Consider the following 16777-nt stretch of genomic DNA (forward strand, 5'->3'; position numbering starts at 1 on the left):
GTCTATTAACAAAAGTATATTTACTCGTTCTCTTTCAACTTCGCCAATTCTTGGGCAAGTAGCTTGAGGGCGACTTGTGGGTTGGCTTGGCCTTTGGTTGCTTTCATGAGGAATCCTGTGAAGGCCTTGTCAGCGTTACGTTTTCCTGACTTGAAGTCGGCAACAGCGGCTTCGTTATCGGCAAAGACTTGGTGGATGATTGGAATCAAGACATCGGGATCTGAGATTTGAACCATACCTGCTTTTTCAACGTATTCACGTGCTCCACCACCATTTTTAGCTAGGTGAACAAAGACTTTCTTGGCAATCTTAGATGAAATCGTACCATCTTCGATGATAGCAATCATTTCAACCAAGTTTTCAGGTGTCAATTCGATTTGTTCCAGTGTCTTACCTTCGGCGTTCAAGAATTGAGCGACTTCACCTTGGAGCCAGTTAGAAACTTGTTTAGCATCACCACCGAGGGCGACAGCTTTTTCAAAGAAATCAGAAGTGACTTTATTGGCAGTCAACTGGATAGCATCGTAGTCTGATAGACCAAGTTGAGATACGTAGCGAGCACGGCGTTCTTTTGGAAACTCTGGCAATTCAGTACGCATTTCTTCGATCCATTCATCTGAGATTTCAAAGAGTGGTAGGTCAGGTTCTGGGAAGTAGCGGTAGTCTGCAGCACCTTCCTTGACACGCATGAGGATGGTTGCTTTGTTGGCTTCATCGTAACGACGTGTTTCTTGGCGGATTTGACCACCAGAGCGAAGGATTTCAGCCTGACGTTGTACTTCGTATTCAAGACCCTTGCGAACGTTTGAGAAGGAGTTAAGGTTTTTCAACTCAGTTTTGGTACCAAATTTCTCTTGACCATAAGGACGAAGGGAGATGTTGGCATCTACACGCATAGAACCTTCTTCCATCTTAACGTCAGAGATACCAGCGTATTGGATCACTTCCTTGAGGGCTGTTAGATAAGCGTAGGCTTCTTCTGGTGAGCGCATGTCGGCTTCAGATACAATCTCAATCAATGGCACGCCTTGACGATTAAGGTCGACATAAGAGAAACCATCTGTACTGTGGGTGTTCTTACCAGCGTCTTCTTCTAGGTGAGCGCGTTCAATACCGATTTTTTTAGTTGTACCGTCTTCTAGCTCAACTTCAATCCATCCATTGTAACCAATTGGTTCATCAAACTGGGAAATTTGATAGGCTTTAGGATTATCAGGATAGAAGTAGTTTTTGCGATCAAAGTGCATCTTCTTATGGATGTCCATGTTGAGGGCAAGAGCTGCCTTGATACCAGCATCGACAACACCCTTATTGAGAACTGGCAGTACGCCAGGGAAAGACCAGTCAATCACATTTGTGTTGGCATTTTGGTCATTTCCGAAGTGGGCAGAAGTAGGTGAGAAGATTTTTGAATTGGTGTTGAGCTCTACGTGGACTTCAAGTCCAATGACTGTTTCAAAGTTCATTAGTTATCACCTCCAAAAATCACGGGTTGTTGTTTGTGGTAGTCTGTTGTTGCTTCAAAAGCAGCAGCAGCTTGGTAGATAGTCTCTTCTGAGTATTTAGGACCAATCAATTGGAGCCCGACAGGTAGACCTTGGGCAAATCCTGCAGGAATTGAAATTCCTGGAAGTCCAGCCAAGTTGACTGGGATGGTCAAGAGGTCAGCCAAGTACATGGCAACTGGATCGTGGTTGAGTGAATCCAAATCAAAGGCCACGCTTGGAGCTGTTGGACCAAGGATGAGATCGTAATCTGCAAAGACTTTTTCAAAATCTTGGATGATGAGGGTACGAACTTGACCAGCCTTCTTGTAGTAGGCATCGTAATAACCTGATGAAAGGCTGAAAGTTCCAAGCATGATACGACGTTTCACTTCATCACCAAATCCTTGGCTGCGAGTATTAACGTAAATCTCGTCCAAGTTTTTAGCGTCTTCAGCACGGAAACCATAGCGGATACCGTCAAAACGTTGTAAGTTTGATGAAGCTTCTGATGAAGCGATGATGTAGTAGACTGCTACACCGTATTTAGAGTGAGGAAGGCTCACTTCTTCAACGATAGCACCAAGTTTTTCAAAGTGTTTAGCAGCGTTCAGAATGGTTTCCTTAACTTCTGGGTCAATCCCTTCGCCAAGGTATTCCTTAGGCAAAGCAATTTTCATGCCCTTAATGTCTTGACCGATTTTTGAAGTAAAGTCAGCAATGCGGACTGGAGCAGAAGTAGAGTCTTTTGCATCTTCGCTAGCAATAGCATTGAGCAAGAGCGCATTTTCCTTAACAGTTGGTGCAAAAGGACCAATTTGGTCTAATGAGCTACCAAAGGCAATGAGACCGAAACGTGAAACTGTTCCGTAAGTTGGTTTGAGACCAACAATCCCGTTAAAGGCAGCAGGTTGGCGGATAGAACCACCAGTATCAGAACCAAGTGATAAACGGACTTGTCCAGAAGCTACAGATGCAGCTGAACCACTTGATGATCCACCAGGAACCTTGCTGTGGTCCCAAGCATTTTTAGTAGCACCGTAGTAAGAAGTCTCACCTGATCCACCCATGGCAAACTCGTCCATGTTAGTTTTTCCGACAACAATCATGCCCTTAGATTTTGCATTGGCAACAGCTGTCGCATCAAAGATTGGCTCGTAGTTATAAAGCATTTTTGAGGCTGCAGTTGTTAGGATACCGTCTGTAGAGATATTATCCTTAACAGCTAGCGGAATTCCTGAAAGGACATTATCAGCGTCAATTCCAGTTTCGTCAATAGCTTTAGCTTGAGCAAGAGCTTGATCTTCAGCGATAGTGACAAAGGCATTGATAGCCTCTTCACGCGCCTTGATATCTTCAATCGTTGCTTGCGTTAGTTCGGTTGCAGAAATTTCCTTAGATACAAGGAGGTTGTGCAACTCTTCAATCGTTTTATTGTTAAAAGTCATTAGGCATCTCCTCCATCATCCAGGATAGCTGGTACCTTGATATAGTAGTTATCTTTTTCAGGTACATTTTTAAATAAGCGATCACGGTCAGTTCCTTCTTCGGCTACGTCTGGGCGAAGAACGGTCTTGCGATCTGCCATGGTAGTCGTTGGTTCAACACCAGTAGTGTCGACTTCGCCGAGCAATTCGACCATATCAACAATCTTAGACAAGGTTGTCGCAAACTCAGCAGTTTCTTCTTCTGAGAATTTTAATTTTGAAAGATTGGCAACGTGAGTTACCTCTTCTTGCGTAATTTTCATCTGGTATCCTTTCGTGAAATGATGATTATTTATCTGTTCTATTTTACCATATTTTCCTATAAATAAGGTGAGCTAAGTTGAAAAGAAATAGAAATTGAAAAATGGTTTTTAATTCGATATAATGGTTGAAAATAGAAGCAAGAACAGCATTGGTTTTTAGCCGGCAAACAAGATGGAGACATTGACCGATTCGAACAAGTTAAGGAGGACATATGAAAATTTGGGATTTACTTTTTACCAGTAAAAAAACAGTCCCTCCTCATTTGGGGATGTGGTACTTCTTATTACCCACTTCTTTGGTAATCATAGCTGTTTTATCGATTCGTTTCGCATCATCTAAAGGTTACAGAAAATTTTGGTATTGGGGTCAATTGATTCAGTTGCTCATTATCAACGCTTGGTATATTTCGGCACGCCTGCCCTTGTCAGAGGCTCTCCCTTTTTACCATAGTCGCATGGCTATGTGGATGATTCTTTTTGCTCCTAACAAGACCTTTTTCAAACAATATTTTGCCCTGGTTGGAGTATTTGGTTCTATTATGGCTTTAGTTTATCCAGTCTTCTATCCTTTTCCTTTTCCTCATGTTTCCTCGGTTAACAATGTTTTCGGCCACTGGGCCCTCTTAGCAAATTGCTTGATTTATCTTGTTAGATATTATAAAGTTGAAAAAGGGGATACTTGGAAAATATGCCAGATTACCTTTGGTGTCAATGCTATTATCTTTCTAGCTAATCTTGCAACAGGAGGGAATTATGGCTTTATGAGCAAGCCCCCTGTGATTGGGGATCATGGTAGTTTGCTTAACTATTTGATAGTAACCAGTTTGATGACAGGTATTCTCGTCCTTATCAATCAACTCGTCAAATATAAACATAAGAATAGTTAGCGAACAAATGAATTAATTATTCTAAGGAGATTTTATGCATCATTTTATTACAAGAACCCAAACCACACCACCGCCTATTCCGATTTTTTGGTACGGTGTCATGATAGGCCTTCTTGCCTTGTCTATTTATGCTTCTCTTACTTACTACAAAAATCCCAAATTTGTTCGATTATTTAAGTGGATTCAAATAGCGCAACTGCTAGCGCTCTATACTTGGTATATTGGATTTGGGATTCCGTTTTCGAACAGCCTGCCTCTTTACCATTGCCGTTTGGCCATGTTTGCAGTAGTTTTCTTGCCAGATAAATGGAAAACCAAGCAGTATTTTGCCCTTATGGGGGCTAGTGGGGCAGTATTTGCTTTGGGCTATCCGGTTTTTGATCCCTATGACTTTCCGCATATTACCAGTTTTTCATTCCTGATTGGGCATTATGCTCTCTTGGTCAATTCCTTGGTCTATCTTATGAACCACTACGATAAGACCTTGCTGAAAAAGTATCGCATTATCGCCTACACTTTTGTTCTCAACCTTTTCCTAGTTGGAGTTAATCAAGTAACAGGTGGGAATTACGGGCTTTTGAATACCACGCCTTTTATCCCAGATGCTCCTATATGGATAAAGTATCTTCTGGTTTCAATCATTCTATCTGCAGCTCTAGTACTCTTTGATATCTTATTTAAGAAACGTTGGCAAAAGAAAATTGCTCTAGAAACGATTCATCTGTGAAGCGATATTAAGAGTGATAGATATAAATAATCAACAAAAGAATCTGAAGAGCAGGTCTACTATCTTGACCTGCTTTTTCTTGTGTAAGCAATTGAAAAACTCTCTAAAATCCGATATAATGGAGTGTTGAAAGGAATTTTAGAGTCCGATGTAACAAAGAATGCTTATAAATTGAAATTATTAAAAAAGTAGAAAGAAAGAGAACTTATGAACATTCAAGAAGAAATTAAAAAACGCCGTACCTTTGCCATCATCTCTCACCCGGACGCGGGGAAAACAACCATCACTGAGCAATTGCTCTATTTTGGGGGAGAGATTCGTGAGGCAGGTACTGTAAAAGGGAAGAAAACAGGAAACTTTGCCAAGTCTGACTGGATGGATATCGAGAAACAACGTGGGATTTCGGTAACGTCATCTGTGATGCAATTTGACTACGATGGTAAGCGTGTCAATATCCTCGACACTCCAGGGCACGAGGATTTCTCAGAAGATACCTATCGTACATTGATGGCGGTGGATGCGGCTGTCATGGTTGTGGACTCTGCCAAGGGTATCGAGGCCCAAACCAAAAAGTTATTTGAGGTTGTTAAACACCGTGGCATTCCAGTCTTTACCTTCATGAACAAGCTAGACCGTGACGGTCGTGAACCACTAGATCTCTTGCAAGAATTGGAAGAAGTCTTGGGTATTGCAAGTTATCCAATGAACTGGCCAATCGGAATGGGGAAAGCCTTTGAGGGGCTCTATGACCTCTATAACCAACGTTTGGAACTCTACAAAGGGGATGAACGTTTTGCTAGTCTGGAAGATGGGGACAAGCTATTTGCTAGCAACCCATTCTACGAGCAAGTCAAGGATGACATCGAGCTCTTGCAAGAAGCTGGAAATGAATTCTCAGAAGAAGCCATCCTTGCGGGTGAATTGACTCCGGTATTCTTTGGATCAGCCTTGACTAATTTTGGTGTGCAGACTTTCTTAGAAACCTTCCTCAAGTTTGCTCCAGAACCACACGGTCACAAGAAGACAGACGGAGAAATTGTCGATCCTTACGACAAGGATTTCTCAGGCTTTGTCTTTAAAATCCAAGCCAACATGGACCCTCGTCACCGTGACCGTATCGCCTTTGTTCGAATCGTATCGGGTGAATTTGAGCGTGGTATGAGTGTTAATCTCCCTCGTACTGGTAAGGGAGCTAAGCTGTCAAATGTTACTCAGTTTATGGCAGAAAGTCGTGAGAATGTCACTAATGCCGTAGCTGGAGATATCATCGGGGTTTACGATACAGGTACTTATCAGGTTGGGGATACATTAACTGTTGGAAAAAATAAGTTTGAGTTTGAACCACTGCCAACCTTTACACCTGAGATTTTCATGAAAGTTTCTGCTAAGAACGTCATGAAACAAAAATCTTTCCACAAGGGAATTGAGCAATTGGTGCAAGAAGGAGCTATTCAGCTTTATACCAACTACCAAACAGGTGAATATATGTTGGGTGCCGTTGGTCAATTGCAGTTTGAAGTCTTCAAACATCGTATGGAAAATGAGTACAATGCAGAAGTGGTTATGAGCCCAATGGGTAAAAAGACCGTTCGCTGGATCAAACCTGAAGATCTGGATGAGCGTATGTCTTCAAGCCGAAACATCCTTGCCAAAGACCGCTTTGACCAGCCTGTTTTCCTCTTTGAAAACGACTTTGCCCTCCGTTGGTTTGCAGATAAGTATCCGGATGTAGAGTTAGAGGAAAAGATGTGATTCAGTAAGTCTACTTGATTGCAAAGCAATCTAAGTAGACTACGGCAAGTTCTATAAGACTTGCCTACCTGCCTCACTAACTTAGTTTTACAAATGGAATCGATTTGTAAAACTAAGTGTGGTAATCTAATAAACACTATCCACTAAGACGGTTTACCTAAACGCTTCACTAGGCAAAATCCACGAATAGTTTCGATTTGTGGGCTTTTCCGTCGTAACAGAAAGGAAGTGGTCTAGCTACCTGTCTTACTAACTGCGTTTGGCAAATAAAATAACTCAGTGTTGTAGTAAAAAAGTACTTGCTTTGGAACCTTAAATCTATTTAAAAAAGCCAAGAATAATATCTTCTTGGCTTTTCTTGTAGGCTGGTTTTAACAAAATTCCTAAACTCTGCCCTGTTGAGGGACGGAGCTTAGGAGGTTTTTTAGGTCGCTAATCGGTAAATAACTTCAGTATAGATATCCATTTTTAAACTCTATAAAATTTATGCAGAAAAATTTTTTAAGATGGTAGAAAAAATGAATTCTTCCGAGATAAAGTGCTGCGTGAAACAAAAAAATCCCTTAGACCAGGACGATTGATCTAGCCTAAAGGAATGGATAGTTGGGTATTAGATACCGAAATTTTTCATAAAAATTGTGAAGAGTGCCAGTAAGATGAAGCTGATACTATTAAGCAACATATGGACCGAGATAGACATTTCCAAACGTCTGGTACGATAAGCAGTCCAAGTGAGGACGGCTGACATCCAACCATAAATCAAGAAGGAAGGGAGATTAGAAGGCATATGTGCAAGGAGGAAGATTAGCCAACCAATGACATAGCCAAACTTTTCGTAGCCTTGGAAGAGTTTGGTAGGAATAATCCCGCGACAAATGATTTCTTCACAAATAGGTGCGATTAAAACGATGAGGAAGAAACTGCTAATCAGAGAGCTTTCAGAAACAAGATTGTTAATTACTTGTTGATTAGCAGTTGTTGTTTGCTTCACGAGTTGTAACCAGATTCCACCCACAAGATTTCCAACATAAATAGCTAGATAGCTAAAGACAATGCGAGGAAGATCGTTAATGGTGAGAAGTTTAGATTTTAAATCCAGCAACTTGCTCTTATGGGCTCCGTATAAAAAGATAACAAGTACAAGAATCGAAATAAGGGACACAAGAATTGTTGACCAGATTGGATTAAACTGAATTTTAGTTAGTATAGCTAGAGTTAGCATAGGAGTCTGAGATAGAAAGATAGCTACTAACAAAATCCCAAACCAAGCGAGTCGCTTACGAAAATCTTTAAAAAAGTTCATTGATGTATCTCCTAAAAAATTTTTATTAATTATAACATAATTATTGCAAGGATTCTATTTGTTACCATAAGAGGAACGTACAGACGACAAATAGAATATCCCGAATCAAATGACTGTAGAATGATACCTCCTGTCTCAAATTTTTGGGGAATAAAAAACTGAGAAATAGAGCACCAAGACCAATATAAAAAGCAATGGATAAAATGGTGATTGGATTACGTAGGAAGATTAAAATGGAAATGATGATGATGGAAAATCTCACTTCCTTGCTACTGGAATTTTTTTGCAACCTTCTCCATTTTTTCAAGGGGAGAAAGGTGACGAGATCAACTCCAAAGAGAAAAAAGAAGGAGGGGAGGATGAGATCTACAGCTTCTTTTTGAAGTAAGTTGACAGTAACGATAGTCTCTGATAGAACCAGCCCAACCCCGCAGAGATTGACCACAATCATCATACTATAAAATAAAAAGATAAAGCGACTCCTGTCAATCAGTCTATCTCTTTTCAGGTTGTGATTAGATAAATAATGCATAAAGGCACAAGACCCAGATAAGCCCAATAAAGCCAGTAGAAAATAAAAACAGGATTGTTTGAGGGCCAGAGAGGTTCCAGACCAAAAGATACAACTACAAAATGCCAGTTGGATTAAGGCAAAGAATAAGAGTAGTCGAATTGATTTTATGACTTTTTCCATAAAGTATCCCCTATATTTTTTTCTTATTATAGCTAAAAGATAGGAGGTGAAGTGGTTTATTTTCCCAATTGTCATGTTTTAAGGCTGACTTGTCTTTTGATACTCTTCGAAAATCTCTTCAAACCACATTAGCTTCGCCTTGGATTATATATGTGAGGCTGGGACAAAAGTCCTAGTCTCTCAATTGTCTATGACTTGTCGAGCAAGACGCAGTGGTTGAGTGGGCTCTACCACGCTGATTTCATCAGCTTTTACAGCCCTACTCAACTGTGCGGAGGTGGGACGACGAAATCGAATTCTAACGAATTACCGATTTCTATCCCACTCTCTTATCTGCAACCTCAAAGCAGTGCTTTGAGCAACCTGCAGCTCGCTTCCTAGTTTGCTCTTTGATTTTCATTGAGTATAAAACTAAAAAATCCCCCTTCAAAGGTTCCTTGAAGAGGGGAGATAGGGTGTGAATTTGATTGTTCTAACGTTTAGACCAAGTGCGCTTCATAAAGAGCAGTATGATTGGATAGATTTCAAGACGTCCTGCAATCATTGCAAAGGATAGTAGAAGTTTTGAAAATGGACTAAAAATTGAGAAACTTGCAGTTGTTCCTAAAATAGGACCGATATTGTTAAAGCAACTGAAAACAGCACTTGTGACAATCATTAAATTATTGGTATCTAAACTGACGATGAAAATCAAACTGAGTAGAATCATGATATAAACCACAAAATACTTCAGAATCTTGTGCTGGGTATCCTTATCAATAACCGTTTGATTAACCTGAAGGGTTAACACACGGTGAGGTGATATGGTAGACAAGACTTGATTTTTAGCAATTTTAGACAGGATGACTCCACGGATGATCTTGAGACCACCAGCGGTAGAACCAGCAGAACCACCGATTGCCATCAGCATTAGCAAGATGTATTGAGAGAACAAAGGCCAGTTCGTGATATCTCCATATCCAAAACCTGTAGTGGTGATGATATTAGATACTTGGAAGAAGGCCATCTCAAAGCTTTGTGAAACTCCGCTATAGAGGTGGAGTGTGTTTAGCGTGATTAAGCCAGTTGATATGGCTACAATCAAGAGATATGCTCGAAGTTCTTCATCAAAAAAGAATTCCTTGATACGACGGAGCATGAGGTAGTAGTAGAGGTTGAAATTGACACCGAACATCAAAACCCCGATACTTGTCAGATAGGTAATGAGAGAACTGTGATAGTGGGCGATACCATCATTATAAACAGTGAAACCACCAGTGCCAGCAGTACCCATAGCGATAACAAAACTATCGTAGAGTGGCATGCCAGCAAGGTAATAAATAACCACAAAGAGTGCAAACATAGCCAAGTAGAGGATATAAAGGATTTGAGCTGTATTTTTTAGTTTAGACACTACTTTACCAAATACTGGTCCTGGAACCTCAGCCTTCATAACTTCTAGGTGACTATTTTTAGCGTTGTCCATAATCGCTAAAGCAAACACCAGCACCCCCATCCCTCCGATGAGGTGGGTAAAACTCCTCCAAAATAGAAGAGAACGGCTTAAGACAGAAACGTCGTTGAGGATGGTTGCCCCTGTCGTTGTAAAGCCAGAACTAATTTCAAAGAAGGCATCTATGAGATTGGGGATTTGTCCAGAAAAGACGAAAGGAAGAGCCCCAAAGAAAGACCAGAGGATCCAACAGAGAGCAACAATCAAGACCCCTTCTTTTGCATAGATACGTTGTTTTTTAGGCTTGCTAATAATGCCGATGACTCCTAAAACTACAAGTATAGCAATAGTAGAAAAAAGAGCTGTAAAAACTTGACTCGATTCTCGATAATAAAGAGCAATGCTAACTGGAACCAAGAGTAAACCAGCCTCGATCAAGAGTAGCTTTGCAAGAAGAAATCGTACCATACTTCTATTCATAGCTTACCTCTCTAACAAATCATAAATCTTGGTGATATTTGATAGTAGTGTGATAACCACTAGCTTATCACCGACTTGAAGGCTATCTTCACCAGTTGGGAAGATGGTCTTCCCGTTACGAATAATAGCAGCAATCAATAAATCTTTTTTGAATTTAAGTTGAGACAAAGGTTTGCCAGTCATTTTATTGGCTTCTTTGATGAGAAATTGAAGTGTCTCAATCTGCCCATTTGCTAGGTGGTGCATAGCTTGAAGGTCTGAATATTGGGCATTAGCACGACCATGTATAAAGTGCATAATGGTATCGACAGCGATTGTTTTTGGTGTGATGATACTCGAAAACTCTGGAGCATGGATAATCTCTAGGAGACTGGTACGATTGACTTTAGTGATATTTTTCTGAACACCTACACTGTCTAAGAACATAGAAGTAATGATATTTTCTTCGTCAACGCCAGTAAGAGTTGCGACAGCATCGTAATGTTGGGCACTTTCTTCTAAGAGGATATCTTTTGCCGTTCCGTCGCCTTGGACAATATAAAGTTTCGGATATTTTTGGCTGAAAAATGCTGCCCGATCTGGATTGAGCTCAATGACCTTGGTATCAATACGGCTATCTTTCAAAATACCAACGAGATAGTAAGCGATTTTTCCGGCACCGACAATGAGTAAGCTCTTAACGACACGAGATTTGACATAGTTATGAAAGAGCATCATGTCTACACGATTACCAGTAACAAAAATCCGATCCTTGTCATGGAGGATCATATCTCCACTTGGAATCATGAGCTTATGATCTCGCTCAATAGCACAGACGATCACATTGCCAAACTTTTTCCGGAAGTCTGCGATAGACATCTGACAGATATTGCTATCCTTACGGACAACAAATTCCATCAAACTAACTAAGCCACCTGCAAAACGCTCAACAGATAGAGCGTTTGGGAAATCGATGATATTAGCGATTGCCCGAGCTGCAAGGAGTTCAGGATTGACAATGAGAGAAAATCCGAGAATATTTTTTTCTTTGAAATAGGGGTTGGAATATTCAGGGTTGCGGACACGAACGATGGTTTCTTTAGCCCCCATTTTTTTAGCCAGAACAGCTGAAACCATGTTGACCTCATCATACTGAGTCATAGCAATAAAAATATCGCAGTCTTGAACGTTGGCAGCTTCTAGCATGGCAAAGTCAGCCCCATTACCTGCAATTCCAATAATATCAAAACGGCTAGTCATGTAATTAAGAACTGTTTCGTTCTGTTCAATGAGGACAACATCATGATTGTCAGCGACAAGCGAACGACAGAGGGCAGAACCAACTTTTCCCCCTCCGACAAGAATAATCTTCATATTAAATAACCTACTTTTTCAATATGTATCTATCATACTCTTTTTTAGAATAAAATGCACTCGGCAACCGACTCTTTTCATTATTAGGGTAGAAAATTGTCCCACTGATAAGCTTACTCGTTAAAAATTTAAGATATAAATCAGCTATTTTCGTGTAATTTTAATGAATACATAAGCATTTTTAGCTAATGTAAATATGTTTGTAAAAAAATTGAAAAAATCAAGTCATTTCTATTGACATTCAAGCTGAAAGTGATATACTAAAACAGTAGTTTCGCTGATTTACTTCAAACCTGTTGTGAGGTAAGTTAACGATGCCTTAACCACGCTGTTTGCTGAGCTTGACTCCGAGCAGTGTGGCTATTTTTTTGCACTAGTGAGAGGAAACAAGGCATGGCAAATCATATTGTATTATTTGAACCCCAGATTCCACAAAATACGGGTAATATTGCTCGTACTTGCGCAGCAACGAATGCGCCCCTTCATATTATCAAACCGATGGGTTTTCCTATTGATGATCGTAAGATGAAGCGGGCAGGTCTAGATTATTGGGACAAGCTTGAGATTCATTTTTATGATAGCTTGGCTGATTTTATGGAAAAAATGGATGGTCAGCTCTACCTGATTTCCAAGTTTGCAGAAAAAGTCTATTCAGATGCAGATTTCACGACAGAAGGAGATCATTATTTTCTCTTTGGGCGCGAAGATAAGGGCTTGCCTGAGGAATTTATGCGCGAGCATCCAGAAAAAGCTCTCCGCATTCCCATGAATGATGAGCATGTTCGAAGTCTCAATGTTTCAAATACAGTTTGTATGATTGTCTATGAGGCTCTCCGACAACAAAACTTTGTGGGCCTCGAACTGGTTCACACTTATGAAACAGATAAATTGAAATAAACACTTAGATAAAATGCTTGCGCTTGCAAGCTTTTTTTGTTATCATAAAGGGGTCTTCAGGGCTGGGTGAGATTCCCGACCGGCGGTGACTTTTACTCGGAAATGTTCTTTTCCTTTTATACTTTGTTGCCAAGCTTTGCCTAACCAAAAGTTATGCCTACAGCTTGTCGCCTAGTCTAAAAGAAAAATCTCCATTTCCTTACTCTAAAAGAAGTCCGCGAGCGCAAGCTGATGTGGTGAGATTCCACAACCGACAGTATAGTCTGGATGGGAGAAGACGAAAGAATGGCTTTGTCTATTCTAATTGATTTTTTATAGGTAAATTGCAACCGCTTGCTTAAACAGAGTGAGGGGAAACTTTTGGAATTTAAAAATAAAAATAGAGGGTAGATAGAGGAATCCTTTCCAACTTCTTCTGATTTTATAGAAAATTGGAGGAACCTGTTATGACAAACACACGTCGACTTTCGACCATTGCAATTCTATCAGCGCTTTCATTTGTGTTGATGTACTTTGACTTTCCGCTTTTGCCAGCGGCATCCTTTTTGAGGATTGAGTTCAGTATTTTACCGGTCCTTGTGGGTTTGGTAGTCTTGGATTTACCAGCAGCTTTTGGAGTGCTTTTCCTTCGGTCCTTGTTGAAAATTCTTTTGAACAATCAAGGGGTTAGTACCTATATTGGTTTACCGATGAATATTGTTGCCTTGGGAGTCTTTGTGCTTGCTTTTGGTTTGATTTGGAAAAAAGAGCGAACAACCATGCGTTTCGTCCTAGCTTCACTAGCTGGTACGCTTGGTTTGACTCTAGCTATGCTAGTTCTGAACTACGTCTATGCTGTTCCTTTGTACGCTAAGTTTGCTAATTTTGATATTGAGAAAATCTTAGGATTGAGCAACTACCTGATGACTATGGTCTTGCCTTTTAATCTGATTGAAGGTATTATCTTTGCCATCTCTTTCTGGTTGTTGTTTGTCCTTTTGAAACCAACTTTAAAATACTATGAAAGATAAACAAACATATTTGATGAAGGGCTCTTTTGCCCTTTTGCTTTTTGTAATTTTAGGTTATATTGTCAAGTTTTACCCTAATATGCTGATTGGCTTTGATCAACCAATCCAGACTGCTATTCGAGGTGACTTACCTGCTTCCTTGACCGTTCTTTTCAGAACAATCACACATTTAATTGATATCCCAGTCATTATCACTTGGGTTCTCATTGTAGCTTTTATTTTTTACCGTAAGCAATGGAAACTGGAAAGTTATCTCATGCTGGGGAATTTGACTTTAGCTGGAATCTTAATCGTAACCTTTAAAAATATCTACCAACGACCTAGACCAGAAATAGTACATCTAGTAGAGGAAAAAGGTTTTTCTTTTCCTAGTGGACATTCTCTGGCAGTAACGATTATGGTTGGAACTTTGATTGTGATTTTGAGCCAACGGATTAAGAATACAACTTGGAGAAAAGTAGTGCAAATCTTACTAAGTTTATACATCGTCAGTGTATTGGTATCAAGAATTTATCTGGGAGTTCACTATCCATCAGATGTGATTGCCAGCCTTTGTGTAGGCCTAGGAGTTTTGTTTATGGAGTTTCCTTTCTATGATAAACTGCGTTTTCAATGGCGCTTCAAAGGAAAGCAGAAGTAGGCATTAACCCTTCTTGAGGAGGAAGAAATGGAAGTCAACATAAAAGATCTTCATCCGAGTCAACTATACTTATCAAAAAAGAAATTACAAAATATCCAGATGCTTTATCAATCGGTAGAAAAGCACAATATCAATCCAATCAGTGTTCTTGCATTTGGAGATTATTTGTTGATTACAGATGGGCATCACAGGGCTTATCAGGCTTTATTGATAGGCCAGAATACGATTTCTGCTGAGTGGGATAGAGATGGAGGTGATGAACTCTATCATCTCTATGCGCAGGCTTGTGAGAAAAGAAAGATATACTCTGTTCTGGATTTAAAAGATCATATCTTACCTCAAGATGAGTATGAAGCAAAATGGTATAACTGGTGTGATGGTTTTAATCAAGCAGCGGAGCTAGTATTAGGATTAGAAAATGATGACAAAAATCATTCAGATAGATGATTCCTTGCGTCTAGTTCCCTATTTTTTAGCGGATCATCATGATGCAGCTTTGGCCTGGTATCAAGATGTGGATTTGGTGGAACTTGTAGACGGTATTAGAATACCTTATAGTCCGGAAAAATTAAATGCCATGTATTCCTATTTAGAAAGACACGGGGATTTGTTCTGGATTGAGTTTCGAGAAAAGGGAGAGTGGCTTCCAATTGGGGATGTCACCTTATCTCAGGAGAATCTTCCTATTGTGATTGGCAATACAACTTATCAACATCAGGGACTTGGACGCAAGGTTTTGAAGGCTTTGATTGATCTAGCTCGGCAAAAGGGTTGGAAACAATTGAAAGTTCAAGAAATCTATACTTTCAATCGTATCTCTAGAAGATGTTTTGAGTCTCTTGGATTTGTGGAAAGAGGCGCTACTGAAAATGGAGTGAGTTTTGTACTGACTTTGATTGAATGAATTCACTCCATCGTGATAGAAGATTCTAAAGATTGATTTCACCAAAAAAATTGTAACAGAAAGAAATATCAAAAATAAAAATTTCTCTTGCATTTTTTTAAAAATAGTGTATAATAGATGGGTATGTGTAAAGCATACTTGTGGGAGGTAAAAATCTCTAAATTACCGCCAAAACCACAAAGGAGGATTTAAAAATGGCTAAAAAAGTCGAAAAACTTGTAAAATTGCAAATCCCTGCTGGTAAAGCTACACCAGCTCCACCGGTTGGACCTGCTCTTGGTCAAGCTGGTATCAACATCATGGGATTCACAAAAGAGTTCAACGCTCGTACTGCTGACCAAGCTGGTATGATCATTCCAGTTGTTATCTCAGTATACGAAGACAAATCATTTACTTTCGTTACAAAAACACCACCAGCTGCTGTTCTTTTGAAAAAAGCTGCAGGTGTTGAAAAAGGATCAGGTACACCTAACAAAACTAAGGTTGCTACAGTTACTCGTGCACAAGTACAAGAAATTGCAGAAACTAAAATGCCAGATTTGAACGCTGCAAACATTGAGTCTGCAATGCGTATGATCGAAGGTACTGCTCGTTCTATGGGATTCACTGTTGTTGACTAATCAATAACATCCCTATATAACCCGCAAGACTTCATCATTTCGAGAAGTGACGTGGGAGATGAAAATCGATTGAACCACTTACAAGGAGAATAGAAAATGGCTAAAAAAAGCAAACAACTTCGTGCTGCTCTTGAGAAGATCGACAGCACAAAAGCATACAGCGTAGAAGAAGCTGTAGCTCTTGCAAAAGAAACTAACTTTGCAAAATTTGATGCAACTGTAGAAGTTGCTTACAACTTGAACATTGACGTTAAAAAAGCTGACCAACAAATCCGTGGAGCAATGGTATTGCCAAACGGTACTGGTAAAACAGCTCGCGTTCTTGTATTTGCACGTGGTGCAAAAGCTGAAGAAGCAAAAGCTGCTGGTGCAGACTTCGTTGGTGAAGATGACCTTGTTGCTAAAATCAACGACGGTTGGTTGGACTTCGACGTAGTTATCGCTACACCTGACATGATGGCTCTTGTTGGACGTCTTGGACGTGTCCTTGGACCTCGTAACTTGATGCCAAACCCTAAAACTGGTACTGTAACAATGGATGTTGCTAAAGCAGTTGAGGAGTCTAAAGGTGGTAAAATCACTTACCGTGCAGACCGTGCAGGTATCGTACAAGCGATCATCGGTAAAGTTTCATTTGAAGCTGACAAGTTGGTTGAAAACTTCAAAGCATTCAACGAAACAATTCAAAAAGCTAAACCAGCTACTGCTAAAGGAACTTACGTAACAAGCTTGACAATCACAACTACTCAAGGTGTTGGTATCAAGGTTGACGTTAACTCACTTTAATTAGTAAAGAATCAAAAGGTTGGGACATTTTGTCTCAACCTTTTTCTATTCAAAAAAT

General features: G+C 39.9%; 17 protein-coding genes and 1 riboswitch. Of the genes, 10 read left to right on the plus strand and 7 right to left on the minus strand.

Features of this window, described 5'->3' with window-relative positions; translation table 11 throughout:
* Positions 1–20 precede the first annotated feature (20 nt).
* Genes gatB through gatC form a run of 3 tightly spaced genes read right to left on the minus strand, consistent with a single transcriptional unit; the run spans position 21 to position 3234 of the window.
* A complete protein-coding gene (gatB, locus tag ACESOD_RS04915) occupies positions 21–1466 on the minus strand; it encodes an Asp-tRNA(Asn)/Glu-tRNA(Gln) amidotransferase subunit GatB (protein ID WP_373094353.1) in 1446 nt (481 codons plus the stop codon).
* Complete coding sequence (gatA, locus tag ACESOD_RS04920; protein WP_061862717.1) at positions 1466–2932, minus strand: Asp-tRNA(Asn)/Glu-tRNA(Gln) amidotransferase subunit GatA; 1467 nt, start codon at positions 2930–2932, stop codon at positions 1466–1468. The genes gatB and gatA overlap by 1 nt, the downstream gene beginning before the upstream one ends.
* Positions 2932–3234 (minus strand): Asp-tRNA(Asn)/Glu-tRNA(Gln) amidotransferase subunit GatC, encoded by a 303-nt coding sequence (gene gatC / locus ACESOD_RS04925; RefSeq protein ID WP_004251926.1) that lies wholly within the window; start codon positions 3232–3234, stop codon positions 2932–2934. The genes gatA and gatC overlap by 1 nt, the downstream gene beginning before the upstream one ends.
* A 212-nt stretch (positions 3235–3446) precedes the next feature.
* On the opposite strand from gatC, the gene ACESOD_RS04930 reads away from it, so the two are divergent.
* From ACESOD_RS04930 to ACESOD_RS04940, 3 genes are all read left to right on the plus strand, one after another.
* Positions 3447–4121: a YwaF family protein gene (locus ACESOD_RS04930; RefSeq protein WP_004251928.1), complete on the plus strand. Its 675-nt coding sequence runs from the start codon at positions 3447–3449 to the stop codon at positions 4119–4121.
* Positions 4122–4155: 34 nt separating this feature from the next.
* Entirely contained in the window at positions 4156–4848 is a 693-nt protein-coding gene (locus ACESOD_RS04935; protein WP_373094356.1) for a YwaF family protein, read from the plus strand.
* Positions 4849–5055: 207 nt separating this feature from the next.
* Positions 5056–6600 carry a peptide chain release factor 3 gene (locus ACESOD_RS04940; protein WP_001025409.1) on the plus strand — a complete coding sequence of 515 codons (1545 nt, stop codon included), beginning with the start codon at positions 5056–5058 and terminating at the stop codon, positions 6598–6600.
* 610 nt (positions 6601–7210) lie between these two features.
* On the opposite strand, the gene ACESOD_RS04945 is transcribed toward ACESOD_RS04940, so the two are convergent.
* From ACESOD_RS04945 to trkA, 4 genes are all read right to left on the minus strand, one after another.
* The gene (locus tag ACESOD_RS04945) at positions 7211–7903 is read right to left on the minus strand and encodes a CPBP family intramembrane glutamic endopeptidase (RefSeq protein WP_373094358.1); all 693 of its coding nucleotides are present in this window, start codon (positions 7901–7903) and stop codon (positions 7211–7213) included.
* 61 nt (positions 7904–7964) lie between these two features.
* Positions 7965–8597, minus strand: a complete 633-nt coding sequence (locus ACESOD_RS04950) for a hypothetical protein (RefSeq protein ID WP_373094394.1) — start codon at positions 8595–8597, stop codon at positions 7965–7967.
* 472 nt (positions 8598–9069) lie between these two features.
* A complete protein-coding gene (locus tag ACESOD_RS04955) occupies positions 9070–10509 on the minus strand; it encodes a TrkH family potassium uptake protein (RefSeq protein ID WP_373094360.1) in 1440 nt (479 codons plus the stop codon).
* Between the two features lie 3 nt (positions 10510–10512).
* Positions 10513–11862, minus strand: coding sequence for a Trk system potassium transporter TrkA (gene trkA / locus ACESOD_RS04960; protein WP_373094362.1), 1350 nt, complete (start codon positions 11860–11862; stop codon positions 10513–10515).
* Between the two features lie 393 nt (positions 11863–12255).
* Between trkA and ACESOD_RS04965 the strand changes: the two genes are divergently transcribed.
* The 7 genes from ACESOD_RS04965 (at position 12256) to rplA (ending at position 16719) form a co-directional block, all read left to right on the plus strand.
* On the plus strand, positions 12256–12759 hold the full coding sequence (locus ACESOD_RS04965) for a tRNA (cytidine(34)-2'-O)-methyltransferase (RefSeq protein ID WP_001273606.1): 504 nt from the start codon (positions 12256–12258) through the stop codon (positions 12757–12759).
* A gap of 48 nt (positions 12760–12807) precedes the next feature.
* Positions 12808–13042: riboswitch (FMN riboswitch) on the plus strand.
* A 163-nt stretch (positions 13043–13205) separates the two neighbouring features.
* On the plus strand, positions 13206–13769 hold the full coding sequence (locus ACESOD_RS04970) for an ECF transporter S component (RefSeq protein WP_000185852.1): 564 nt from the start codon (positions 13206–13208) through the stop codon (positions 13767–13769).
* Complete coding sequence (locus ACESOD_RS04975) at positions 13759–14409, plus strand: phosphatase PAP2 family protein (RefSeq protein ID WP_373094365.1); 651 nt, start codon at positions 13759–13761, stop codon at positions 14407–14409. Before ACESOD_RS04970 ends, ACESOD_RS04975 begins: the two co-directional genes overlap by 11 nt.
* 27 nt (positions 14410–14436) lie before the next feature.
* Positions 14437–14856: a ParB N-terminal domain-containing protein gene (locus tag ACESOD_RS04980; RefSeq protein WP_373094367.1), complete on the plus strand. Its 420-nt coding sequence runs from the start codon at positions 14437–14439 to the stop codon at positions 14854–14856.
* Positions 14831–15313, plus strand: a complete 483-nt coding sequence (locus tag ACESOD_RS04985) for a GNAT family N-acetyltransferase (protein WP_373094369.1) — start codon at positions 14831–14833, stop codon at positions 15311–15313. The genes ACESOD_RS04980 and ACESOD_RS04985 overlap by 26 nt, the downstream gene beginning before the upstream one ends.
* 194 nt (positions 15314–15507) lie before the next feature.
* Positions 15508–15933 (plus strand): 50S ribosomal protein L11, encoded by a 426-nt coding sequence (gene rplK / locus ACESOD_RS04990; RefSeq protein WP_001085808.1) that lies wholly within the window; start codon positions 15508–15510, stop codon positions 15931–15933.
* Between the two features lie 96 nt (positions 15934–16029).
* The gene (gene rplA, locus ACESOD_RS04995) at positions 16030–16719 is read left to right on the plus strand and encodes a 50S ribosomal protein L1 (protein WP_001085672.1); all 690 of its coding nucleotides are present in this window, start codon (positions 16030–16032) and stop codon (positions 16717–16719) included.
* Positions 16720–16777: the final 58 nt, after the last annotated feature.

Origin of the sequence: Streptococcus oralis, assembly GCF_964238205.1 — a bacterium.
Lineage (GTDB): Bacteria > Bacillota > Bacilli > Lactobacillales > Streptococcaceae > Streptococcus > Streptococcus oralis_CZ.

Coding starts and splice junctions, on each gene's coding strand:
- gatB (WP_373094353.1), bottom strand. CDS start 1,466: ATGAACTTTGAAACAGTCATTGGACTTGAAGTCCACGTAGAGCTCAAC.
- gatA (WP_061862717.1), bottom strand. CDS start 2,932: ATGACTTTTAACAATAAAACGATTGAAGAGTTGCACAACCTCCTTGTA.
- ACESOD_RS04980 (WP_373094367.1), top strand. CDS start 14,437: ATGGAAGTCAACATAAAAGATCTTCATCCGAGTCAACTATACTTATCA.
- ACESOD_RS04950 (WP_373094394.1), bottom strand. CDS start 8,597: ATGGAAAAAGTCATAAAATCAATTCGACTACTCTTATTCTTTGCCTTA.
- ACESOD_RS04940 (WP_001025409.1), top strand. CDS start 5,056: ATGAACATTCAAGAAGAAATTAAAAAACGCCGTACCTTTGCCATCATC.
- rplA (WP_001085672.1), top strand. CDS start 16,030: ATGGCTAAAAAAAGCAAACAACTTCGTGCTGCTCTTGAGAAGATCGAC.
- ACESOD_RS04955 (WP_373094360.1), bottom strand. CDS start 10,509: ATGAATAGAAGTATGGTACGATTTCTTCTTGCAAAGCTACTCTTGATC.
- ACESOD_RS04970 (WP_000185852.1), top strand. CDS start 13,206: ATGACAAACACACGTCGACTTTCGACCATTGCAATTCTATCAGCGCTT.
- ACESOD_RS04965 (WP_001273606.1), top strand. CDS start 12,256: ATGGCAAATCATATTGTATTATTTGAACCCCAGATTCCACAAAATACG.
- ACESOD_RS04930 (WP_004251928.1), top strand. CDS start 3,447: ATGAAAATTTGGGATTTACTTTTTACCAGTAAAAAAACAGTCCCTCCT.
- ACESOD_RS04985 (WP_373094369.1), top strand. CDS start 14,831: ATGACAAAAATCATTCAGATAGATGATTCCTTGCGTCTAGTTCCCTAT.
- ACESOD_RS04975 (WP_373094365.1), top strand. CDS start 13,759: ATGAAAGATAAACAAACATATTTGATGAAGGGCTCTTTTGCCCTTTTG.
- trkA (WP_373094362.1), bottom strand. CDS start 11,862: ATGAAGATTATTCTTGTCGGAGGGGGAAAAGTTGGTTCTGCCCTCTGT.
- ACESOD_RS04945 (WP_373094358.1), bottom strand. CDS start 7,903: ATGAACTTTTTTAAAGATTTTCGTAAGCGACTCGCTTGGTTTGGGATT.
- ACESOD_RS04935 (WP_373094356.1), top strand. CDS start 4,156: ATGCATCATTTTATTACAAGAACCCAAACCACACCACCGCCTATTCCG.
- gatC (WP_004251926.1), bottom strand. CDS start 3,234: ATGAAAATTACGCAAGAAGAGGTAACTCACGTTGCCAATCTTTCAAAA.
- rplK (WP_001085808.1), top strand. CDS start 15,508: ATGGCTAAAAAAGTCGAAAAACTTGTAAAATTGCAAATCCCTGCTGGT.